The following is a 24,539-nucleotide window of genomic DNA, read 5'->3' as shown; positions in this document are numbered from 1 at the left end:
AGGGAGAAACGCCATGTACCAATACTTCATCGAAGGCCTGCAGCGCCTCGGCACAGCGCTGCTGATGCTGCCGATCGCGATCCTGCCTATCGCCGGCCTGTTGCTGCGCCTGGGCGACACCGACCTGCTGAACATCGCGATCATCCACGACGCCGGTCAGGTGATCTTCGCCAACCTGGCGATGATCTTCGCCATCGGCATCGCGGTCGGCTTCGCCAAGGACAACAACGGCACTGCAGGCCTCGCCGGAGTGATTGGTTACCTGGTGATGATCTCCACGCTCAAGGTGCTCGATGCGAGCATCAACATGGGCATGCTCGCCGGGATCGTCAGCGGCTTGATGGCCGGCGCGCTGTACAACCGCTTCAAGGACATCAAGCTGCCGGAGTACCTGGCATTCTTCGGTGGCCGGCGCTTTGTGCCCATCGTCACCGGGTTCGCCGCTGTTGGCCTCGGGCTGGTTTTCGGCCTGATCTGGCCGCCGATCCAGCAAGGCATCAACAGCTTCGGCGCGTTGATGATGGAGAGTGGCAGTTTCGGCGCGTTCGTTTTCGGCGTGTTCAACCGCTTGCTGATCGTCACCGGCCTGCACCACATCCTCAACAACATGGCGTGGTTCGTGTTCGGCAACTTCACCGACCCGACCACTGGCGCCATCGTCACCGGCGACCTGTCGCGCTACTTTGCCGGCGACCCGAAAGGTGGCCAGTTCATGACCGGCATGTTCCCGATGATGATCTTCGGCCTGCCCGCCGCGTGCCTGGCGATGTACCGCAACGCCCTGCCGGAACGCCGCAAAGTCATGGGCGGGATCTTCCTGTCGATGGCACTGACCTCATTTTTGACCGGGGTGACCGAGCCGATCGAGTTCGCATTCATGTTCCTCGCACCGATGTTGTACCTGGTGCATGCGCTGTTGACGGGATTGTCGATGGCCATCACCAACGCCTTGAACATCCATTTGGGCTTCACCTTCTCTGGCGGCTTCATCGACATGGTGTTGGGCTGGGGTAAATCCACCAATGGCTGGCTGGTGGTGCCGGTAGGGCTGGCGTATGCGGCGATCTACTACGTGGTATTTGATTTCTGTATTCGCCGCTTCAACCTGAAGACGCCGGGACGTGAAGATGTGCCGACTGGCGACAAAGTGGTGTTCGCTGAAAACGAACGGGCCGGGGCGTATATCAAGGCGTTGGGCGGTGCAGAAAATCTGATCACCGTGGGTGCGTGTACCACCCGGTTGCGTCTGGACATGGTGGATCGCAACAAGGCAGACGATGCGCAGTTGAAAGCACTCGGGGCGATGGCGGTGGTGCGTCCGGGCAAGGGCGGGAGTTTGCAGGTGGTCGTTGGGCCGATGGCCGACAGCATTGCCGATGAGATTCGGTTGGCGATGCCGGCCTTGGGTCGCGCGGTTATTGCCACCCCCGCTTTGGTTGCTGAAGTGGCAAAACCTGTCGCTGTGCCCGAAGCGCAGCAGTGGCTGAATGCGCTGGGAGGGGGGAGAATGTGTTGCAGATGGATTGCATCGCCATGACCCGGATTCGGCTGCAACTGGCGGATGGCAAGGCGTTGTCGGAGTGTCAGTTGAAGGAACTGGGATGCCATGGCGTCAGCCAACTTGAGGGCGGTGTCTGGCATTTGCTGGTTGGCGATAAAGCGCCGAGTTTGAGTGGGGCGTTGGAGGCGCTGGTGAATAGCAGTGAGGTGAGTGCCAAAGTCTGAGCCCACAAAAAACCTGTGGCGAGGGAGCTTGCTCCCGCTCGGCTGCGCCGCAGTCGTCAATCGGTCAGACGCGGTTCACCTGACAGAACCGGGCGGATGGTTTTCGGGCCGCTTCTCAGCCCAACGGGAGCAAGCTCCCTCGCCACAATGGCTCGGTGTACCCAGATCCAATGTGGGAGCGGTGTCAGGCGGCCCGGCTCTACTCGCGTGGGAGGCAGCTGTACGCAGGTTAGCAGGCCGGGGATCTAGCAAAGCCGGCGCGCCCGAAGGCGCCCTGCGCACAGCCACCATCGAGTGCAGGCATGGGCATGCCTGACTGACGGAGCTTGTGCAACTCACTAGATACCCCGGGCTGCTAAACCCGATCACTGATGGTCAGTGACAGGAATCAAGTTACCGAGCAGCCCCAAGGCGCACAAGCCGGCGGATTCTGGCGTAGCCGTAGGCAACGACGCAAGATCTTGTAGCTCTCAGGAAGTTACTTAGAGGGTGTTTTAAACGAGCACCCTCCAGCGCCGTTTAGTGATCTGACATGCACATCCCACACCACGAAATGCGATAAATATGTACCGCCACCACTCCTGCCGCCCACCCCATGCTGATGGTTTCCGCCACCCGTATGGAGCCTGTGCCAATGAGCCCCCCGCTACCTCCCCTTCCTTTGACGAGATCAAAGGCTATCTCAATCAAATCGGCCATCATCTGTTCAGGACCGATACTTCGCTGCTGCCTGAACAAAAGCCCTCCACCGAACAGCTCTACCTGAAGCGCCTGAACGGCATCCTGAAGAACGACCGCGAGCAATTCCTGCGCAAAAGCCGTGCGCACTATCAAGCACTGGAACACAGCGATCTGCGAAGCCAGGCAGGCCTGAGTCTGCTCGTAACCCTGAAGGCCGCGCTAAACGCACAATTGCTGGACATGGACCTGCGCGAGCAGATCGACGGCATGGGCCGCAAAGCCTTCATGACTTATGAAGCGGGATTCACCGCCATCGGCCATGAAGCCAGGATGGGTATTCAGGACCGTCTGTTACACCCTCAGACCGGCACGCTAATAGACAACCTTACGCTGGGGCCTACGCTGCGTCCGGGCCTGTATGCCGTGAAATTCAGTTATCAGCAGAAGTCTGTTGAACTGGCCGGCGCCTTTGTCGCCACGGAAAAAAACAACCCCGTGGTCAAGGATCTGATGTCCACCGAAGAGGTTGGTCAGGTCTTGCTGTTCACGCCGTCACGGGGCATCGAATCCTTCGATTCCCTGGCAGAACTCAACGCTCATTTGTTGCGAAACATGGAGCACGCAGCAGGGAGCAACGAATTCAAGGCGATGCTGCCCACCCGCTATCACTCCTTGAGTACTGCGGGGATCTGGCCCCTGGAACTTTCGCCCATCGACGCCGAACCGTTGTTTGAACACACCTATGGCGCACTGATTGACAAACGCACACAGGATATCGAGCAAGCCTTGAGCCTCGCGGACAACCCGGCGCAAGACTCCGCCCGTTTGATCAGCGCCCTGGACCGTGCCATCGGCGCCGCACTGCCCGACCTTACCGCCCGCCTCGAACTGCGTGCCCAGGCCCTGTTCGAACGGTGCCTGCGCAATAGCGCTCCGGATTGGTATCGCAGCGCCAGCGAGGCTCGGCGGGCCACGCTGGCCGAACACCTGGGCCGCTACAACCAGGCCCGCCAGAGCTTGCTGGGTCTGCTCGGCCCTGCCGCGACCCCCGAAACCTTGGCTCGTTATCAATGGCTTGAACGGCTGAGCGATGAACTGGAAATTGATGACCTGAACCCGGAACACCTGCAAGTCAGTACCCGCCGCCATGTCGCCGGTTTTGGTTTCTACGGGCATCAGCAAAACCTGATTGACCTGGCCTTGCGGGGCCTGCACACCGGCGACGAATTGCCCGGCTCGGACTTCCTCACAAGAACCCTCCTCACTTACAACGGGACGCCCCTGGCCGAGTCGTACAAGGACCTGACATCCGCGTGGCTCGCGCAGCAGTTGCTCACCTTGCAACCCAGGGTCGATTTTGCCGAAGTGCAGCAACAAGCCCACGGCCGGGCTGAAGTCAGACTCGCCATAGAACACATGCTCGATCAGCGCATCAACGCACTGGCCTGGACTGCCGTACTGCAAGGTCACCTGCGCGAAGATGACTTTGAATTGATCCAGCGTCTGCGGGCGGGCGCCGATACGCAGTTGAGCGCAGCAACACTCAGCGCCAACGCACTGTCGCTCCACGGCGCGCAACTCCTCGACATCTGGATACTGCGCCAGACTGACGCTCGCGGTACGGTCAAACGCGTATTGCTCTGCACGCCGCAAGCACCCGGCGATCAGCACTTTCAGGTCTTCGACAATGAGCTCGCGTGCCAGCAACACATCCTTGGCTGGACTCAGGACAACGGTCTCAAGGCCGTTCCCGGCAGCATGACCGACTACTTGATCAGCCGGGCCCCTCTGCGTTATCGCAACAGCATGAAGAATGTCCTGACCGGGCTGAGCCTCAAGCCTCATGCCCAGGACTATAAAGAGCTGACGTTGAACAATGCCGGCAGCCATAGTCAATGCCTGCAAGCGATGGCAGAACATGTGCTGGCCACACGGGCTGATGACTATGAATTCAGCACGCCAAACTGGTATCGCTCGGCCTCCGCCCAGATCCGCAGGAAACTCACGACACTGGCCGAAGACGCCGACGGCACACTGCGGACCTACACCGACCATCCCGCGTCTGAAAGCCGTTTTCCCGCCTTTGCCACCTACCTGCATGAACAGGCCAGGAAAAGCTTGAACGAACTGCTGGGCCGCACCCGCAACGATGTTGACCCGGACTCTGTATGGGCCTACTCGCCGCCCGCGCTGGTCGGCGTCTGGACACCGCCGCCGCTGACGTATACCCAGTTGTATCGCGATGGGTACGCTGACGGCGTGGGCATTCTCGATGAAAAATTCTCGCGCTCGGCACGCTTCAAAGGCCCGCCAGGTATCGATCTGAGCCCCCTGACTGCCGAAAAAGTCGCGCGTTCGGTCACTGGCGTCTGGATCGGCCAGCGCTATATCGACAAACTCAAGACCGAACAGCTCAATGCCGACAGTCCGAACTACTCCTTCAGGCGCAATGCGATCCTGGCCATCACCCAGCGGCAACTGCAAAGCGCCGCACTTGAGTGCCACCTGCAGGGGCATATTGCAGGGGTTGACCTGCAATGGCTTGAACAAAGCATCGCCAGCATGGGCGAAACCTCGGTGCAGGCGCGTAACAATTACGCCATCCATCGCCTGTTGATCGATGGCGAATGGGTTATCGACACCTGGCTGTTCAGCCACGGCAACAACCCCGTCCTGCTCTACACCCCACAGGCACCGGACGGCATCAGCTTTCGTGAAGCCCGGCTGTTCAATTACCTGCTAAAAAAACAACCCGGCATGATCGCTTACTTCACCGGCCGGGTCGGCGTCCAGTCCCAGGTCAGGGTCCAGGCTTTTCTGGAAGAAGCAAAAAGAGGGCTGCCTGAACAGCTTGATAAAACCAGCGTCAGCCCTGCGCGTTACGACTCGATCCGCTCAACAGCACCGGTGCTGGACCTGCGCCGGGCGCTGTATGACATGAAGATGCAACGCAAGATCGACAACGTTGCTGCAACCACCCTCAACCGCACACAAATGATTGCCGGCATTCTTTGGACTTGCGTGGAATGGGTGGCCGCCATTGCCACGGCCCCGTTCCCCATCCTGAGTCTGAGTACCGGCCTGTTGCTGGCTTTCAAGGACGCCATGCTCGCGCTGCATGCCTACAACCAGGGCGATACCTCGGCGGCGCTTGAGCACTTCATCGGTTATTTGTTTAACAGTGCCGGCGCATTGTTTACCGATCTGCGTCCGGCACTGCGCTCGCTCAAACCCGTCGGCAAATCATTGCGTCTGGCTGCGGCAAGCGCTGAAGAGAGCCAGGCCATGAAACTCATCAGTCAGTTGGAACCCGTTACGCTGGATTCGACGAACATGCGCCCGGTGTTCTTCGAAGGGCGACGCCTTTGGGCGCCAAAGACCCCGGATGCCATCGGCCGCTACTTGCTGTATCGCCTTCACCCGGTCAATGGCACGTGGGTCTCGACCGGTCGGCTGGTCACGCCGAATTCGGAAGGTATTCTGGTTCGCAGCGGAATGTCCGGAGGAGCGCCCAAGTATGAATCCATGCCTGAAACACCCGGGCCACATAAAGACTACGGGATGCCACCGAAATACTGGGGCCGGCTTGAGTCTGTCCTGGATCCGCAACTGCGGGCCAGCCTGATGAGTAACAGCGAAAACCTCTTTAACAGTCCACACGTCATTTTGGAATCAGCTGCCGAGCAGCTGCAAAATTTGCGCGTTGTTTACCTGCAACAGGTCGAGCGCCTGAAAAAGGACGCACAGAGCTTTTTCGAAACCCTCGCTCCCCTGCCGGCCCGTGCTGACGTTCCGCCCGTGGAGGCCAGTGCTTCATTTGCACAACTGATTGCCAGCGACGCCCTTGGCGAAAACAAAAACCTGATCGTCGGCGCCGTACCGGGTTCCATCGCCAGCAAGCAGGCACTGATCACGAACATGGACACTCTGGTCGAACAAGGCTTTAAGCGCCTGTATGTGGAATACCTACCGGGCGACGTGTTCAGACCAAAACTTGTAAAGCTCAACAACGGCCAATCGTGGCAACACATCGAGCAGCATTTGAAGGCTATCGACACATCTTTCGGCTTCGCCCCGGACGCTGAATACTCATACCTCGCGCTTGTGCGCCAGGCTCGGGAAAAGGGCGTGAAAGTCATGGCGCTCGACGCCTCGACTTCTTATCAACTGGACGATGCCCTGGTCATGGGCGAGACCCCGCCGACGACGACACGGGACAACCGCCTGAGAAACTTCTATTCCCACAAAGTGATTGAAGCCGATGCGGCAGACGCACCGGGCGAACGCTGGATTGCCCTGGTCGATCAGTCGCGCATGACCACGTTCAATCAGGCCCTCGGCCTGGATGAACTGCAAAAAGCCGTGGCACTGCGCATTGAAGATGTGGGCCCGAATCAGCCCGTGGGCGTCTGGACGGACACGCCGGGCGCGATACCCGGCGACGCGCTGGCCAGAGGCGACTACCGCATGACACTGCAAACGCCATACAAGGCGCCCGAACCCGCGGCACCGGTAGCCGTTGCGTCCACTTCCGATGTGCAGCATTTCAGCGACTTCGACATTGCTCCGTCGCTCAGAGACGATATTGTCCATCTGGCTGATGATCCACATGGCCTGGACACCCGCTATGCACCATTCAATCCGGCTCGCCATGAAGCGTTTCGCACATTCGTCGAGACACGCTCAAGCCTGAAGACCAAGGCCGAGAGCTTCTTTGCCGATTACGTGCCGCCTTCCAGGCCGACACTCCCGGCGATCACCTCCAGCACCACGCCGCAATCGTTCCTGAAACAGATTGGCGATAGCGACCTGGCGGGGCTGGTGATCGGTGAAGGTCACATTCATGAGTCGAGCAAGGCCCTGCTGAGAAAGCATATGAAACAAATCCAGGAGGCGGGTTTCAAGACACTCTACGTTGAACACCTGCTCACGGACCTGCATCAGGCCGAACTGGATATATTCCATCGCACCCAGCAACTTCCCCGCAAGCTCAAGGCCTATCTCAGAAGACAGGACCGAGGCCATATGCCTTTGTACAGCGGCCCCAATACTTATTCGGAAGTGGTCCAGGCCGCAGGCAAATATGGCATCCGCGTCCGGGCGCTTGACTGTACCGCCAGCTATCACCTGAAAGGGTTGCCGACACCGACAGACACGGCGCGAAATCAGATGTTCAGCTACTTTGCCGCCCAGGTCATTCAGGCCGATCAGGCGGCACAGGGCCCGCATAAATGGATAGCTTTCGTCGGCAGCAAGCATACCAACAACAACCTGGGGGTACCGGGGCTGGCGGAGATGCTGGGGGCGGTCAGTCTGCACGTCAGGGATACGGCCCCAACGTTATCCAGAGGCATTCATCTTGGCACTTGGGAAACGGATATCAGGAATCCTTCGTCGATAGCACTGCGCAGCGACTTCAAACTGGAAGTCGGTACTGCCGGGATGTCCGCACCTTCGCCTTTTGTTCCTATCGATAGATCAAGGTTGACCAGGCCCGGGTACTTCTTGATCGAACGCCCATCCGCTGCCGAGACGCTACTGGTGCACCGTTCTACCACCGGAGAAATTATCGCTACGCCGATTCAGGTGGACGACAGCGGGCTGTTCTTTATTGATCGCTGGGGCAAGAAGGAACAGCGGTTCAAGTACCTGCACACCCTGGTCGGCATGCTTGAAAGAGAGGTAAATTTGACCCCTGTCCCCTGAACAGAGCCGGCACTCATCAAGTGCCGGCGCGTAAATATCAGGCCCAACAAAAAACCCGCTGGCCGTGATGGCCCAGCGGGTTTTTTGTACAGCGGTCGGCGAATCAGAAATCCTCCAACCGCCACACTTCATAAGCCGGCGTCTCATAGGGATGGCTTTCTTTCAAAGCCACCACCACCGCCCGAATCAACTCGTCGCTGACCACCAGTTCAACCTTCCATTCCTCAACCTGCTCGACCTGCCCCGCTTCACCTATAAACGGCTGACTGCCATCCAAAGGTCGAAACTGACCCAGACCCAGCACCTGCCACGCGCAGTGGTCGTAAGCACCGATCCGCCCGCCACCGGCGGCGAATACGGCGTTTTTGACCTGCTCCACATGACTGGCCGGAACAAAAAAGCTGAGCTTATACACAGCCCTTAGTTCACCCAGACGCGCGCATTACGGAACATACGCATCCAAGGTGCGTCTTCGTTCCAGTCTTCCGAACGCCACGAGTTCTGCACGGCGCGGAACACGCGTTCCGGGTGCGGCATCATGATGGTTACGCGACCGTCACGGCTGGTCAAACCGGTGATCCCGCGCGGCGAGCCGTTCGGGTTGGCCGGGTATTTCTCGGTGACCTTGCCGTGGTTGTCGACGAAACGCATCGCTACGCAACCCGACAGATCGGCTTCCAGCAACGCTTCTTCGCTTTCGAACTCGGCATGACCTTCACCGTGAGCGATGGCGATTGGCATGCGCGAGCCGGCCATGCCTTGCAGGAAGATCGAGTTCGATTCCTGGACCTGAACCATCGCCACGCGGGCTTCGAACTGCTCGGAACGGTTACGCACGAAGTGCGGCCAGAACTCGCTGCCCGGGATGAGTTCGTGCAGGTTGGACATCATCTGGCAACCGTTGCACACGCCGAGGGTGAAGCTGTCGTTACGTTCGAAGAAACCCTGGAACGCATCGCGAGCACGGCTGTTGAACAGCGCGGACTTGGCCCAGCCTTCACCGGCACCCAGTACGTCGCCGTAAGAGAAACCGCCGCAAGCGACCATACCCTTGAAGTCGTTCAGGTCGACACGGCCGGCCAGAATGTCGCTCATGTGCACGTCAATCGCGTTGAAACCGGCGCGGTCGAACGCGGCAGCCATTTCCACCTGACCGTTGACGCCCTGCTCACGCAGTACGGCAACTTGTGGGCGGATGTTTTTCTTGATGTAAGGCGCAGCGACGTCCTGGTTGACGTCGTAGCTCAGCTTAACGCTCAGGCCAGGGTTGTCTTCTTCCAGCAGCACGTCGAACTCTTGCTCGGCGCAGTCGACGTTATCGCGCAGACGCTGGATCTGATAGCTGGTTTCAGCCCACTGACGTTGCAGCAGACGACGTTGACCTTCGAATACGGTTTCACCATTGAAGGTGATGTTGATCTGGCCGTTGTTCATCGGCTGACCGATCACCGACACGCAGTCGCCCAGACCGGCCGCGCTGAACTGCGCGAGGATGTCCGGGGTGGCGTCCTGGCGAACCTGGATCACAGCGCCCAATTCTTCGTTGAACAGGATCGCGGCGATGTCGGCGGAGGTTTCAGCCAGACCGTCGAGGTTCAGGCTCAGGCCACAGTGACCAGCGAAGGCCATTTCCACCACGCTGGTCAGCAGACCACCGTCGGAACGGTCGTGGTAAGCCAGCAGGTGACCGTCGGCGTTGAGGCCCTGGATCACCGCGAAGAAGGCTTTGAGGTCTTCGGCATCATCGACGTCCGGCGCTTGCGAGCCGAGCTTGCCGTGAACCTGGGCCAGGATCGAGGCGCCCATGCGGTTCTGGCCACGGCCCAGATCGATCAGGATCAGGTCGGTGGTGCCTTTATTCATGCGCAGTTCCGGCGTCAGGGTCTGACGGATGTCAGCCACTGGTGCGAAACCGGTCACGATCAAGGACATCGGCGAAGTAACGGTCTTGTCGACGCCTTCATCGTTCCAGCGTGTGGCCATGGACATGGAGTCCTTGCCTACCGGAATGGTGATACCCAGGTCCGGGCACAGCTCCATGCCGACCGCTTTCACGGTGTCGTACAGACGCGCGTCTTCACCCGGGTGACCGGCAGCCGACATCCAGTTCGCCGACAGTTTGATGTCGGAGATCTTGTTGATGCGCGAAGCGACGATGTTCGTCAGGGTTTCGCCGATGGCCATGCGGCCCGACGCCGGAGCGTCCAGCAGGGCCAGCGGAGTGCGCTCGCCCATGGCCATGGCTTCACCGGTGTAGACGTCGAAGCTGGTGGCGGTGACGGCAACGTCGGCCACCGGAACCTGCCACGGGCCAACCATTTGGTCACGGGCCACGAGGCCGGTGATGGTGCGGTCGCCGATGGTGATCAGGAAGCTTTTGCTGGCCACGGCCGGGTGATGCAGAACGCGTTCGACGCAGTCGGCAATTTCCAGGGTGCTTGGATCGAAGTCGTCGCCCAGTTCGTTTTCACGAACGGCCGAACGGTGCATGCGCGGGGCTTTGCCCAGCAGCACTTCGAGTGGCATGTCGACCGGATCGTTGCCGAAGTGGCTGTCGGTGACCGTCAGTTGCGGCTCGGCAGTGGCTTCGCCGACCACGGCAAACGGGCAACGCTCACGTTCGCAGATCGCCTGGAAGCGTTCGAAGTCGGCCGGGCCGACTGCCAGAACGTAGCGTTCCTGGGATTCGTTACTCCAGATTTCGTGCGGGGCCATGCCCGGCTCGTCGTTTGGAATGTTGCGCAGCTCGAAACGGCCACCACGGTCGCCGTCGTTGACCAGTTCCGGGAAGGCGTTGGACAGACCGCCCGCGCCCACATCGTGGATGAAGCTGATCGGGTTTTTGTCACCCAATTGCCAGCAACGGTCGATGACTTCCTGGCAGCGACGTTCCATTTCCGGGTTTTCGCGCTGTACCGAAGCGAAGTCCAGGTCGGCCGAGCTGGTGCCGGTGGCCATGGAGGAAGCTGCGCCGCCGCCCAGACCGATCAACATGGCCGGGCCGCCGAGGACGATCAGCTTGGAGCCAACGGTGATTTCGGCTTTCTGTACGTGTTCGGCACGGATGTTACCCATGCCGCCGGCCAGCATGATCGGCTTGTGGTAACCGCGAACTTCGTCGCCACGCGGGGTGGTGATCGACTGTTCGAAGGTACGGAAGTAACCGGTCAGGGCTGGACGGCCAAATTCGTTGTTGAACGCGGCGCCACCCAGTGGGCCTTCGATCATGATGTCCAGCGCAGTAACGATGCGCTCAGGCTTGCCGTACGGCACTTCCCACGGCTGTTCGAAGCCCGGGATTTGCAGGTTGGATACGGTGAAACCGGTCAGGCCAGCCTTTGGCTTGGCGCCACGACCGGTTGCGCCTTCGTCGCGAATCTCGCCGCCACTACCGGTGGCTGCACCCGGGAACGGGGCAATCGCAGTCGGGTGGTTGTGCGTCTCGACTTTCATCAGGATGTGCACCGGCTCCTGCACCGCGCCGTACTGGCGGGTTTCAGGGTCCGGGAAGAAACGGCCGGCGACGTTGCCGACGATGACCGAAGCGTTGTCCTTATAAGCCGACAGAACGCCTTCGCTGTGCATCACGTAGGTGTTCTTGATCATGCCGAACAGGCTTTTTCCTGGCTCTGGCCGTCGATGTCCCAACTGGCGTTGAAGATCTTGTGACGGCAGTGCTCGGAGTTCGCCTGGGCGAACATCATCAATTCGATGTCGTGCGGGTTGCGCTTCAAACCGACGAAGGCATTGACCAGGTAGTCGATCTCGTCTTCGGCCAGGGCCAGGCCCAGCTCGGTGTTGGCTTTTTCCAGCGCGGCGCGGCCGCCACCCAACACGTCGATGGCGGTCAGGGGCTTGGGCTCGGCATGGCTGAACAGGCCGGCGGCCTGTTCGAGGTTGCCCAATACGATCTGGGTCATGCGGTCGTGCAGCACATCAGCAATCAGCTGGGCTTGCGCGTCGCTGAACTGGCCGGCCACGTAGAACGCGATGCCGCGCTCCAGGCGCTGGATTTTTGCCAGGCCGCAGTTGCGAGCGATGTCGCTGGCCTTGCTCGACCACGGCGAGATGGTGCCGAAACGCGGCAACACCAGGAACAGACGACCGGTCGGTTCTTGCACCGGGACACTTGGGCCGTACTTCAGAAGGCGCGCAAGCACCTGCTGTTCGTCGCCGGTCAGGACGCCGGTGACTTCGGCGAAGTGAGCGAATTCAGCATACAAGCCGCTGACAGCCGATACCTTCTGGCTCAGTTGCTCAAGGAGTTTGCTGTGGCGAAAGGCAGAAAGGGCAGGAGCGCCGCGCAGGATCAACATCTTCGGGACAGCCTCGGGAAGGGGTGTGCTTTGAGGCCGTGCATTCTAGCCTAAACCGCCCGCGACATCACCCGAAACGGTACGGGCGGTGTCACCCGGGCGCCGGGCGGGGTATTCAGGCCTCAAACAGCCCCTGTCCGGGGGTTATTTTTACTGTCATAAATTTCCGCTCGAGCCCATTCCTGCGGGCTCCAGACAGGTTTTTGGTTGCCTAGCAGACAAGCCCTTCGCTGTCGAGATATGGCGCTCGCGGTCCTTTGCGTATACTGCGCAGATGTTTTCCCCAACGGCTTTGCGTCCGCGGTACGCCAAATGGCTGATCGCAACCGGACTCTTCCTGATGCTCAGTGGCTGTGTTGATAAACCCAACACGCTTGAGCGCGTAAAGGAGGATGGCGTGCTGCGGGTGATCACCCGAAACAGCCCCGCCACCTACTTCCAGGATCGTAACGGCGAAACCGGCTTCGAATACGAGCTGGTGAAGCGCTTTGCCGAAGATCTGGGGGTCAAGCTCAAAATCGAAACCGCGGACAACCTCGACGACCTGTTCAATCAGGTGGGCAAGCCTAACGGCCCGGTGCTGGCTGCTGCCGGCCTGGTCAGCAGCGAGGAACGCAAAAAGCAGGTCCGGTTTTCCCACTCCTACCTGGAAGTCACCCCACAGGTCATCTACCGCAACGGCCAGTCACGGCCGACGGAGGCCCGCGATCTGGTCGGCAAGAAGATCATGGTGCTCAAGGGCAGCACCCACGCCGAGCAATTGGCCGAGCTGAAAAAGAAATACCCCGGCATTGAATACGAAGAGTCCGACGCGGTTGAAGTCGTCGACCTGTTGCGGATGGTGGATGAAGGTCAGATCGACCTGACCCTGGTCGATTCCAACGAAGTGGCGATGAACCAGGTCTACTTCCCCAACATCCAGGTCGCCTTCGACCTCGGCGATGCCAGTAACCAGAGCTGGGCCGTGGCCGCCGGCGAAGACAACAGCCTGCTCAACGAGATCAACGCCTACCTCGACAAGGTGCAGAAGAACGGCACCCTGCAACGCCTGAAAGACCGTTACTACGGCCACGTCGACGTCCTCGGCTACATGGGCGCCACCACCTTCGCCCAGCACTTGCAGCAGCGGCTGCCGAAATACGAACAGCACTTCAAGGCCTACGCCAAGAAAGAGAAAGTTGACTGGCGCCTGCTGGCGGCAATTGGTTATCAGGAATCGCTATGGCAAGCGGCAGTCACGTCCAAGACCGGCGTGCGCGGCCTGATGATGCTGACCCAGAACACCGCGCAAGCCATGGGCGTGTCCAATCGCCTCGACCCCAAGCAGAGCATCATGGGCGGCGCGAAGTACCTGGCCTACATGAAGGATCAGTTGGACGACTCGATCAAGGAACCGGATCGCACCTGGTTTGCGCTGGCGGCCTACAACGTCGGCAGTGGTCACCTGGATGACGCACGCAAGTTGACGGCCAAGGAAGGGCTCGACCCCAACAGGTGGCTGGACGTGAAGAAAATCCTGCCGCGCCTGTCCGAGAAGAAGTGGTACAGCAAAACCCGCTACGGCTACGCCCGGGGCGGCGAACCCGTGCACTTCGTGGCGAACATCCGTCGCTACTACGACATCCTGACGTGGGTCACGCAGCCGCAGCTTGAAGGCGATCAAGTGGCCGAAGGCAACCTGCATGTGCCGGGAATCGACAAGACCAAGCCAAGTCAGGAAAACCCGCCGCTTTAACAGTCACCACCAATCAAATGTGGGAGCGAGCTTGCTCGCGATGGCGGCCTGCCAGTCAACATCTCTGCTGAATGTTAGGGCCTAATCGCGAGCAAGCTCGCTCCCACAGGGGTTATGCGTTGATGCTTAAGCTTTTGCAGCGGCGGCCAGGATCAGCGCTTTCATTTCAGACACGGCCGACTTGAACCCGACGAACAACGCATGTGCCACCAGCGCATGGCCGATGTTCAGTTCGTTGATGCCTTTGATCGCCGCTACCGCTTCGACGTTGTGATAGTGCAAGCCGTGACCGGCGTTGACGATCAACCCTTGAGTCAAACCAAACGCCACGCCATCCGCCACGCGCTTCAGCTCTTCAGCCACGTCAGTCGGCGTCTCGGCATCGGCGTAACGGCCGGTGTGCAACTCGATGGCCGGCGCACCGACACGACGGGATGCCTCGATCTGCCGCTCGTCAGCATCAATGAACAGCGACACTTCGCAACCGATCTTCGACAGGCGCTCCACGGCAGCCTTGATCCGCGCTTCCTGCCCAGCCACGTCCAGGCCACCCTCGGTGGTCAGCTCCTGACGGGTTTCCGGCACCAGGCAAATGTGCGCCGGGCGGATGCGCTCGGCGAACGCCATCATTTCTTCGGTGACGCCCATTTCGAAATTCATGCGGGTTTGCAGCACGTCCTTGAGCAACAGCACGTCGCGCTCCTGGATGTGCCGGCGGTCTTCGCGCAGGTGCACGGTGATGCCATCGGCGCCCGCCTCTTCCGCGTCCAGTGCTGCCTTGACCGGATCCGGGTAACGCGTGCCCCGGGCCTGACGCAGGGTGGCAACGTGGTCGATGTTCACGCCAAGAAGAATGCGATTGCTGGTGGTCACGGAAGCGCTCCTGAAGAGGGGAAAGTTCGGTGCACAGCATACGGGGTGATCAGGGCTTGCGAAACAACTCGCGACTAACGAGAGGACGACCGCCGAGATGCACGGCCAACGCTTGGCGCATCAAACGCTTGGCAGCAGACAACGCACCGGGCGCAGACCAGTCGGCTTCGGCCATGGCCAATAATTCAGTGCCGTTGAACAGCCCGGGTTGCAGCAGGTAGACCCGCTCCAGACCCGCATCCACCTGCAAACGGTAGAGCCCATCCGGCGCGATAGGCTCGCCGTGGATGTCAGTGTTCAGCGCAAAGCCGTACCCGAGATCGTCCAGCAGTCGCCATTCGAAGGAGCGCAGCAACGGCTCCAGCGGACGGCCTTCGGCCAAGGCGATCAGGGTCGCGGCGTAGTGATCGAACACCCCGGGATGGGGATCTTCTGACGGCAACAGGCGAATCAGCAGTTCGTTGAGGTAAAGACCGCTGAACAGCGCCTCACCGATGAGCCATGTCGAAGTACCCGCACTTTCCATGCGCCCGACATTCTTCAGCTCACCGCGCCCGCGAAACTCGACTTCCAGCGGCACGAATGGCCGCGCCAAGGTTCCAGCCTTGCCCCGCGCACTGCGCAACACCGCCCGCAGCCGACCTTGCGGCGTGAGGAAATCCACCAGCGCACTGCTTTCGCGGTAGGCGCGGGAGTGGAGCACGTAGGCGAGTTGGCCGATGGGTGGGGTTGGGGACATGGAAGTCAGGGTTCTCAATAGTGGAACGCGATCTTATGAACAACCAGAAACCAATGTGGGAGCGAGCTTGCTCGCGATTGCGGTCTGTCAGTCAACACGGATGTTGAATTTCAGGGCCTCATCGCGAGCAAGCTCGCTCCCACAGGGGTTCATCGGTGTAGCAGAAATCTGGGTGTTACAGGTCGCCATAACCCAGCGAACGCAGGGCGCGTTCGTCGTCGGACCAGCCGCCTTTCACTTTCACCCAGAGGTTGAGCATGATCTTGGAGTCGAACAGCAACTCCATATCCTTGCGCGCCTCGGTGCCGATGCGCTTGATGCGCTCGCCCTTGTCGCCAATGATGATCTTCTTCTGGCCATCGCGCTCGACGAGGATCAAGGCGTGGATGTGCAGGGTTTTGCCCTGCTGCTTGAACTCTTCGATTTCGACGGTGATCTGGTACGGCAGCTCGGCGCCCATCTGGCGCATGATTTTTTCACGCACCAGTTCAGCGGCGAGGAAACGGCTGCTGCGGTCGGTGATCTGGTCTTCCGGGAAGAAGTGCTCGTTTTCCGGCAGGTAGCCAGCGATCACTCGCTCCAGCGCTTCGAGGTTGTGCCCGTGCTGGGCCGAGATCGGCATGATCTGCGCGTTCGGCAGCTGTTCCTGCAACCAGCTCAGGTGCGGCATCAGCTCGGCTTTGTCTTCGATGCGGTCGGTCTTGTTCAGCGCCACGATCAGCGGGCCGGTCACGTACTGGACGCGCTCGAGGACCATTTGGTCTTCGTCGGTCCACTTGGTGCGGTCAACCACGAAGATCACCACGTCGACGTCTTTCAACGCCGCTGAAGCGGTCTTGTTCATGTAGCGGTTCAGGGCCTTCTCGCCACCTTTGTGCATGCCCGGGGTATCGACGTAAACCGCCTGAATGGCGCCTTCAGTCTTGATGCCCAGCATGTTGTGACGGGTGGTTTGCGGCTTGCGCGAGGTGATCGCCAGCTTCTGACCCAGAATGTGGTTCAGCAGCGTGGACTTGCCCACGTTAGGACGGCCGACGATGGCGACATAGCCACAGCGAGTTGCAGTTGAATCAGTCATGGCCATTCTCCACGCCCAGGGCAATCAGTGCTGCGGCGGCCGCTACCTGTTCGGCAATACGACGACTCACACCCTGACCTCGGCTTTTTTCATTCAGTAAGGTGATTTCGCATTCGACGAAGAAGACTCGGCAATGCGGCTCACCCTGGATATCCACCACTTCATAACGTGGCAGCTCACAACCGCGCGACTGCAGGAATTCCTGCAGGCGGGTTTTTGGATCTTTGTTGGTGTCGACCAGGGTCAGGCCCTCGAACTCCCCGGCCAGCCAGGCCAGCACGCGTTCGCGCGCCATGTCCATGCCGGCGTCGAGGTAGATCGCACCAATCAGCGCTTCCAGGGCATCGGCCAGAATCGACTCGCGACGGAAACCGCCGCTCTTCAATTCGCCGGAACCCAGACGCAGGTAGTCGCCCAGATCGAAACCACGGGCCAATACGGCCAGGGTCTCACCTTTCACCAGGCGTGCGCGTAAACGCGACAACTGGCCTTCGCGGGCCAGCGGGAAGCGATCGAACAGCGCCTCGCCAGCGACGAAGTTAAGGATGGCATCACCGAGGAATTCCAGGCGTTCGTTGTTGCGCCCGGCAAAGCTGCGGTGAGTCAGGGCCAGGATCATCAGTTCCTGATCCTTGAAGGTGTAGCCGAGCTGACGCTCTAGACGGCTTAAGGAGACGCTCACGGTTTACCCACGCTGAGTTCGTGGCTGGTTTCCACCGCCATCGCCGTGATGCGGCGCAGGCTTGGGACAATTAACGCTGTGTTCAAAAATAACGTCCTGAATATCGTTGGCTTCATGCTTTCGTGGTCGATTGTGTCGGATCCAGAAATGCATTCGGCGCTGTGTTCAACAGCGCCGTGGGTGATTACTTGATCAGGCCAACCCGCGAGAAATTCGGCAGGTGACTGAGTTTGGGTTCCGGCCAGCTCATCCAGACTGCGAAGGCCTTGCCGACGATATTCTTGTCGGGAACCATGCCCAGCAGATCCTTGGGAATAGTCGGATCATCCCAATAGCGACTGTCGTTCGAGTTGTCGCGGTTGTCGCCCATCATGAAGTAGTGCCCGGCAGGCACGGTCCAGGTATGGTCCGGCGTTGCGCGGTAACGGCTCATTTCCTTGCGGATCAAGTGCTCGGCTGCGCCGAGTTTTTCCTTGTAGAGCTCGGCGCTGCCCAACGTGCCCGGCTCGGAGCCGACCAGCTGCTCGGCGATCGATTCGCCATTGACGAACAGACGCTTGTCAGCGGTGTAGCGAATCTGGTCACCCGGCAAGCCGACGACACGCTTGATGTAGTTGACGTTCGGATCGCTTGGATAGCGGAACACCATCACATCGCCACGCTGTGGATCACCGACTTCGATGACTTTCTGGTCGATCACCGGCAGGCGGATCCCGTAAGAAAACTTGTTCACCAGAATGAAGTCGCCAACGTCCAGGGTCGGTTTCATCGAGCCGGAAGGAATCTGGAACGGTTCCACCAGGAACGAACGCAGCACCAGCACGATGAACAACACCGGGAAGAACGACTTGCCGTATTCGACCAGCAGCGGCTCTTTGTTCAGTTTCTCGACCACCACCACATCGGGCTGGCTGACGCTGCCCTGATAGGAGGCAATGGCAGCACGCCGACGCGGTGCCAGGAAAACCAGATCGAGCAACGCCAACAGGCCGCAAACGAATACGGCGATGACCAGCAACAGCGGGAAATTTAGTGACATAGGACCTAACTATCCAACCTGAGCACTGCAAGGAAGGCTTCTTGTGGAATTTCCACGTTACCGACTTGCTTCATGCGTTTTTTACCGGCCTTCTGCTTTTCCAACAGCTTGCGCTTACGGCTAACGTCACCACCGTAGCATTTGGCCAATACGTTCTTTCTGAGTGCCTTGACGGAGGTTCGCGCAATGATCTGCCCGCCAATGGCGGCCTGGATCGCGACGTCGAACATCTGGCGCGGAATCAGTTCTTTCATCTTCTCGGTCAACTGGCGACCTTTGTAGTGCGCGTTATCTCGGTGCACGATCAACGCCAGGGCGTCGACCTTGTCACCGTTGATCAGCACATCCAGCTTCACCAGACTAGCCGATTGGTAACGATCGAAATGGTAATCCAGCGAAGCATAGCCGCGACTGGTGGATTTCAGACGGTCAAAGAAGTCCAGGACCACTTCGTTCATCGGAATATCGTAGGTCACCTGGACCTGGGTCCCGAGGAACAGCATGTCGTGCTGCACGCCACGCTTCTCGATGCACAGGGTAATGACGTTGCCCAAGTGCTCTTGCGGTACAAGAATATTGGCCCGCACGATCGGCTCACGCATGTCTTCGATCGAAGACACGTCCGGGAGCTTGGACGGGTTGTCGACGTAAATCGTTTCACCGGTTTTCAGCAACAGCTCGAAAATAACCGTCGGCGCCGTGGTGATCAGGTCCAGGTCGTACTCGCGCTCAAGGCGCTCCTGGATGATTTCCATGTGCAGCATGCCGAGGAACCCGCAACGGAAGCCGAAGCCCAGAGCGTCGGAGCTTTCCGGGGTGTACTGCAGGGACGAGTCGTTGAGCGTGAGCTTTTGCAGGGCTTCACGGAAATCTTCGAAGTCGTCGGAGCTGACCGGGAACAGGCCGGCGTAAACCTGCGGCTGAATGCGTTTGAAGCCGGGCAGCACGTCAACGTCGGGGGTGGTGTTCAAGGTCAGGGTGTCACCGACCGGCGCACCGTGAATGTCCTTGATACCGGCGATGATGAAGCCCACTTCGCCGGCCTTCAGGTCGACAGTGGCGGTGTGTTTCGGGTTGAAGACACCGACGCTGTCCACCAGGTGGATCTTGCCGGTGGATTTGACGAGGATCTTGTCGCCTTTCTTCACACGGCCGTGGCGCACGCGAACCAGGGAGACAACGCCCAAGTAGTTGTCGAACCAGGAGTCGATGATCAACGCTTGCAGCGGATCTTCGTAGTTGCCGGTTGGCGCAGGAATGGTCTTGACCAGATCGCGTCGAGCACCTCGTCGACGCCCAGGCCAGTCTTGGCGCTGCACTCGACCGCATCGGTGGCATCGATGCCGATGATTTTTTCGATTTCTTCTTTGACGCGGTCCGGATCGGCCTGTGGCAGGTCGATCTTGTTCAGGACCGGCATGACTTCCAGGCCCTGCTCGATCGCCGTGTAGCAGTTGGCAACCGACTGCGCTTCGACGCCCTGACCGGCATCGACCACCAGCAATGCACCTTCACACGCTGCCAGCGACCGGCTGACTTCATAGGTGAAGTCGACGTGGCCCGGGGTGTCAATGAAGTTCAGCTGGTACTTGATGCCATCTTTGGCGGTGTAATAAAGGGTAACGCTGTGGGCCTTGATGGTGATCCCGCGTTCACGTTCCAGGTCCATGGAGTCCAGAACCTGGGCTTCCATTTCGCGCTCGGCAAGGCCGCCGCACATCTGGATGAAGCGATCGGCCAGCGTCGACTTGCCATGGTCAATGTGGGCGATGATGGAGAAATTGCGGATATGACTCAAATCACTCACGGATCAACACTCAAAAAGGCTGCAGGCATAGCCCGCCGAAAAATAGCCGGGAATTGTACCTGATCCACGGCGCAAGCGTCACGTTCGCAGGTCAGACGGAGAATACAAAAACGCCCCGGTCTTGCGACAAGGGCGTTTCGAGCAACCGGAAAAGTCAGGAAAGACCCGGAATCACCCGGCCCGACGCAACAACAGGACCCCGGCCAAGGCACAGACAGTGGCCGGCACCAGCACCGCAAATAGCGGCGAGAAACCGAACACCAGGCTCGAAGGCCCGAGCAAATCCTGAACGATGCGGAAGGTGAAGCCGACCAGTACGCCGGTAAACACCCGCTGACCCAGGGTCACCGAACGCAGCGGACCAAAGATGAAGGAAATGGCCATCAGCACCAGCGCGGCAGTGACCAACGGCTGCAATACCTTGACCCAAAATGCCAGCCAGTAACGGCCATTGTTCAGGCCCTGGTCAGCCAGATAGTGGATGTAACTCCACAAACCGCTGATCGACAGCGTCTCAGGGGTCATTACCACGGTATTGAGCAATTGCGGGCTCAAGGCCACATCCCAGCGTTCGACCGGGGCGCTCACCACTTCAGTGCGCTTTTCCTGTTCATGGAACAGCGTGGTAGTGACGTCGCTCAACGTCCAGTGATCCTTGTCGAACTCCGCACGCTTGGAGAAGCTGGCCGACAACATGTGACGCTCTTTGTCGAAGCGATAACGAGTCACGCCATACAGCACCCCATTGGGCTGCACGGAGTTGATGTGAATGAACTCATCACCCTGGCGATGCCACAAACCGTGCTTTGCACTTTGTGCATCACCACTGCCCTGTGCCAGGGAGCGATTGGCCTGAGCGACATTCTCGGTGGCGGGCGCCACGTATTCGCCGATCAACACACCCACGATCATCAGGACCAGCATCGGCTTCATCACCGCCCAGACGATCCGACCGATGGATACACCGGCGGCGCGCATGATGGTCAGTTCGCTGTTGCTGGCCAGGCTGCCGAGACCAATCAGGCAACCGATCAGCGCCGCCATCGGCAACATGTCGTAAAGACGTCGCGGCGCCGTGAGCAGCACGTAGCTCAAGACATCCATCAAGGTGTAAGTATCGCTGGCGTCACTCATTTCATCGATGAAGGCGAACAGCGTCGCCAGACCGAGAATGATCCCCAGCACCGCCAGGATCGCCATGAGAACGCTGCCACCAATGTAGCGATCGAGCTTAACCACGAGCCACCTCCAGCGCAGCGCGGCGACTCGCCATCTTCAAGCGCATGGGCTCCCAGTAGAGCAACCCCAGACCGATGACCAGGAAGATCGCATGCACCCACCACAGGCCAAGTGCTGTCGGGATCTTGCCCTTCTCGAGGGCACCGCGCGCGGCAATCAGGATGGTCAGGTAAGCCATATATAGAAGAATCGCCGGCAGCAGCTTGAGGAATCGGCCCTGGCGCGGATTGACCCGCGACAACGGAACAGCCATGAGGGTCACGATAAACACCAGCAATGGCAAGGACAGGCGCCACTCCAGCTCGGCGCGCGAACGCACATCGTCACTGGCCAGCAAGGAGTTGGTGGTCATTGCATCACGGTCCGTGACTTCGTCGCTGACGTCCGGCTTGGCCAGCAAAACGCCGTACTCGTCATATTTGATGGCCCGGTAGTCGGCCTGCCCCGGATTACCGTCGTAGCGATAGCCGTTGTCGAGAATCAGGTAGCGGTTGCCATCGGGACGGATTTCCTGACGACCCTTCTCGGCCACCAGCACGGAAATCCCGCGGTCCTTTTGGTCGGAGGAAATATTCTTCTGCGAAATGAACACGCCGGCCAGATTGACGCGATCCGCCGACAGCTGCTCGGTGTAGGTCACCCGCGTACCGTCACGCAAGGCCTGGAAGCGACCCGGTTCAAGGGTATCGAACTCGGTCAGGGCGTCCTGCTTGTTCAGCAACAACTGGAACTGATTAGCCCCTTGCGGTGCCAGGCTCAGGCTCAGCCAGGCCACGACCAGCGCCACCAGGGTGGCGGGAAACAGGGTGATGCGAAGCAGACGCTGCTGGCTCATGCCGGTGGCCGACAGCACGGTCATTTCGCTTTCCAGGTACAGCCGGCCATACGACAGCAGAATGCCCAGGAACAGACCCAATGGCAGGATCAGCTGCAAGAAGCCCGGCAGGCGAAAGCCCATGATCAGGAACAGTGAACTCGGGTCCAATTGGCCCGAAGCCGCCTGCGCGAGGTATTTAATGAAGCGACCGCTCATGATGATGACCAGCAGCACGGCGCTGACGGCGCTCAAGGTCAACAGGACTTCGCGGGATAGATAACGGAAGACAATCAAACCAGACACTCCAGGGTTGTCAGGCTAAGGCGGCCAAACAAGCAAACGTATCGGGTGGCCCGCAGGGCAGAGCCACCGAAAAAGATGGCGCATTATCCTGTGATTGGGTGCGCCTGTCACTGCGCATGCTCAAGCAGGTGGTCAAAGCACCGAAGATCGTACAACCGAGGGTTGTCAGGCGCCGGTAGCGGGGTTCAAACTGCGGCCTTTGTCGCGGGCCGTGACCTGCGTCTTTCTATCTATATAAGCAGGCGTTTGTGCACACTGCCGAACGCTGCGTGTTGACCATTAATTCAGGGACCCGGACATGGAACTGGTTGTAAAAAGCGTTAGCCCAGAAACGTTGAAAACCGCCACTCTGGTGGTCGCCGTCGGCGAAAACCGCAAGCTCGGCGCCGTCGCCAAACAACTCGACGAACTGACTGGCGGCGCCATCAGCGCCGTTTTGAAGCGCGGCGACCTGGCCGGCAAAGTCGGCCAGAGCCTGTTGCTGCACAGCCTGCCAAACCTCAAAGCCGAGCGCGTGCTGCTGGTTGGCGTGGGCAAGGATGAAGAACTGGGCGACCGTCCATTCCGCAAAATCATCGCCGGCGTCCTCAACACCCTGAAAGGTCTGGGCGGCACTGACGCTGTGCTGGCGCTGGATGAAGTGGTGGTCAAGGGCCGCGATAGCTACGGCAAGACCCGCCTGCTGGCCGAGACCCTGGTGGACGGCGAATACACCTTCGACCAGTTCAAGAGCCAGAAAGCCGAACCTCGCGCCCTGAAGAAAATCACCCTGGTGACCATCAAGGCTGCCCAGGCTGAAGTCGAGCGCGCCGTAGCCCACGCCACCGCTATCGCCAACGGCATGGCATTCACCCGCGACCTGGGCAACCTGCCGCCGAACATCTGCCACCCGACGTTCCTTGGTGAACAAGCCAAGAACCTGGGCAAAGAATTCAAAACCCTGAAAGTCGAAGTCCTCGATGAGAAGAAGATCAAGGACCTGGGCATGGGCTCGTTCTACGCCGTTGGCCAGGGCAGCGCCCAGCCACCGCGCCTGATCGTCATGCAATACAACGGCGGCAAGAAATCCGAGAAGCCGTACGCATTGGTTGGCAAGGGCATCACGTTCGACACCGGCGGCATCAGCCTGAAGCCGGGCGCCGGCATGGATGAGATGAAGTACGACATGGGCGGCGCGGCCAGCGTGTTCGGCACCCTGCGTGCTGTGCTCGAGCTGAAACTGCCGATCAACCTGGTGTGCATCCTGGCCTGCGCCGAGAATATGCCGAGCGGCAACGCTTCGCGTCCTGGCGACATCGTCACCACCATGAGCGGCCAGACCGTGGAAATCCTCAACACCGACGCCGAAGGCCGTCTGGTGCTGTGCGATGCACTGACCTACTCCGAGCGCTTCAAGCCACAAGCCGTGATCGACATCGCAACCCTGACCGGCGCTTGCGTCGTTGCACTGGGCGCCCACACCTCGGGCCTGCTGGGCAACAACGACGAACTGATCGGTCAACTGCTGAGCGCCGGCCAAGCGGCTGACGATCGCGCCTGGCAACTGCCGCTGTTCGATGAGTATCAAGAGCAGCTGGACAGCCCGTTCGCCGACATCGCCAACATCGGCGGCCCGAAGGGCGGCACCATCACTGCGGCCTGCTTCCTGTCGCGCTTCACCAAGAACCTGAACTGGGCGCACCTGGACATCGCCGGCACCGCGTGGACCAGCGGTGGCAAGGACAAGGGCGCCACTGGCCGTCCGGTTCCTCTGCTGACCCAATACCTGCTGGACCGCGCCAAAGCCTGAAACCAATGAA

11 protein-coding genes and 3 pseudogenes are annotated in these 24,539 nt (G+C 59.7%); 4 read left to right on the top strand and 10 right to left on the bottom strand.

What is annotated here, in order from left to right:
- Window positions 1-13: 13 nt before the first annotated feature.
- Both nagE and RHM58_RS14105 read left to right on the top strand, forming a co-directional pair.
- Window positions 14-1,725: pseudogene (gene nagE / locus RHM58_RS14110) on the top strand (N-acetylglucosamine-specific PTS transporter subunit IIBC).
- Window positions 1,726-2,289: 564 nt separating this feature from the next.
- Entirely contained in the window at window positions 2,290-8,112 is a 5,823-nt protein-coding gene (locus RHM58_RS14105) for a membrane-targeted effector domain-containing toxin (RefSeq protein WP_322270601.1), read from the top strand.
- Between the two features lie 103 nt (window positions 8,113-8,215).
- On the opposite strand, the gene RHM58_RS14100 is transcribed toward RHM58_RS14105, so the two are convergent.
- Together RHM58_RS14100 and purL are read right to left on the bottom strand one after the other, a co-directional pair.
- Window positions 8,216-8,527: a YqfO family protein gene (locus RHM58_RS14100; protein ID WP_201200858.1), complete on the bottom strand. Its 312-nt coding sequence runs from the start codon at window positions 8,525-8,527 to the stop codon at window positions 8,216-8,218.
- 5 nt (window positions 8,528-8,532) lie between these two features.
- Window positions 8,533-12,428: pseudogene (purL, locus tag RHM58_RS14095) on the bottom strand (phosphoribosylformylglycinamidine synthase).
- Between the two features lie 274 nt (window positions 12,429-12,702).
- Between purL and mltF the strand changes: the two are divergent.
- Window positions 12,703-14,163, top strand: a complete 1,461-nt coding sequence (gene mltF / locus RHM58_RS14090; RefSeq protein WP_201200855.1) for a membrane-bound lytic murein transglycosylase MltF — start codon at window positions 12,703-12,705, stop codon at window positions 14,161-14,163.
- 126 nt (window positions 14,164-14,289) lie between these two features.
- Here mltF and pdxJ read toward each other — a convergent pair whose 3' ends face one another.
- The 8 genes and pseudogenes from pdxJ to lptF form a co-directional block, all read right to left on the bottom strand.
- On the bottom strand, window positions 14,290-15,036 hold the full coding sequence (pdxJ, locus tag RHM58_RS14085; protein WP_201200854.1) for a pyridoxine 5'-phosphate synthase: 747 nt from the start codon (window positions 15,034-15,036) through the stop codon (window positions 14,290-14,292).
- Between the two features lie 49 nt (window positions 15,037-15,085).
- The gene (gene recO / locus RHM58_RS14080) at window positions 15,086-15,775 is read right to left on the bottom strand and encodes a DNA repair protein RecO (protein ID WP_322270600.1); all 690 of its coding nucleotides are present in this window, start codon (window positions 15,773-15,775) and stop codon (window positions 15,086-15,088) included.
- A 175-nt stretch (window positions 15,776-15,950) separates the two neighbouring features.
- On the bottom strand, window positions 15,951-16,853 hold the full coding sequence (gene era, locus RHM58_RS14075; protein WP_123405550.1) for a GTPase Era: 903 nt from the start codon (window positions 16,851-16,853) through the stop codon (window positions 15,951-15,953).
- Window positions 16,846-17,535: a ribonuclease III gene (gene rnc, locus RHM58_RS14070; RefSeq protein ID WP_201200852.1), complete on the bottom strand. Its 690-nt coding sequence runs from the start codon at window positions 17,533-17,535 to the stop codon at window positions 16,846-16,848. Before rnc ends, era begins: the two co-directional genes overlap by 8 nt.
- A 184-nt stretch (window positions 17,536-17,719) precedes the next feature.
- Window positions 17,720-18,574: a signal peptidase I gene (lepB, locus tag RHM58_RS14065; protein WP_201200851.1), complete on the bottom strand. Its 855-nt coding sequence runs from the start codon at window positions 18,572-18,574 to the stop codon at window positions 17,720-17,722.
- Window positions 18,575-18,579: 5 nt separating this feature from the next.
- Window positions 18,580-20,381: pseudogene (lepA, locus tag RHM58_RS14060) on the bottom strand (translation elongation factor 4).
- A 171-nt stretch (window positions 20,382-20,552) separates the two neighbouring features.
- Window positions 20,553-21,620, bottom strand: coding sequence for an LPS export ABC transporter permease LptG (lptG, locus tag RHM58_RS14055; protein ID WP_201200849.1), 1,068 nt, complete (start codon window positions 21,618-21,620; stop codon window positions 20,553-20,555).
- Window positions 21,613-22,731 carry an LPS export ABC transporter permease LptF gene (gene lptF / locus RHM58_RS14050; protein ID WP_201200847.1) on the bottom strand — a complete coding sequence of 373 codons (1,119 nt, stop codon included), beginning with the start codon at window positions 22,729-22,731 and terminating at the stop codon, window positions 21,613-21,615. Before lptF ends, lptG begins: the two co-directional genes overlap by 8 nt.
- Window positions 22,732-23,038: 307 nt before the next feature.
- Here lptF and RHM58_RS14045 point away from each other — a divergent pair, with 307 nt between their 5' ends.
- Entirely contained in the window at window positions 23,039-24,529 is a 1,491-nt protein-coding gene (locus RHM58_RS14045; protein WP_322270599.1) for a leucyl aminopeptidase, read from the top strand.
- Window positions 24,530-24,539: the final 10 nt, after the last annotated feature.

The sequence above is a fragment of the Pseudomonas sp. 10S4 genome, assembly GCF_034344865.1.
GTDB lineage: Bacteria > Pseudomonadota > Gammaproteobacteria > Pseudomonadales > Pseudomonadaceae > Aquipseudomonas.
The sequence above is the reverse complement of the archived record's forward strand: the minus strand, read 5'-3'. Positions and strand labels throughout refer to the sequence as shown.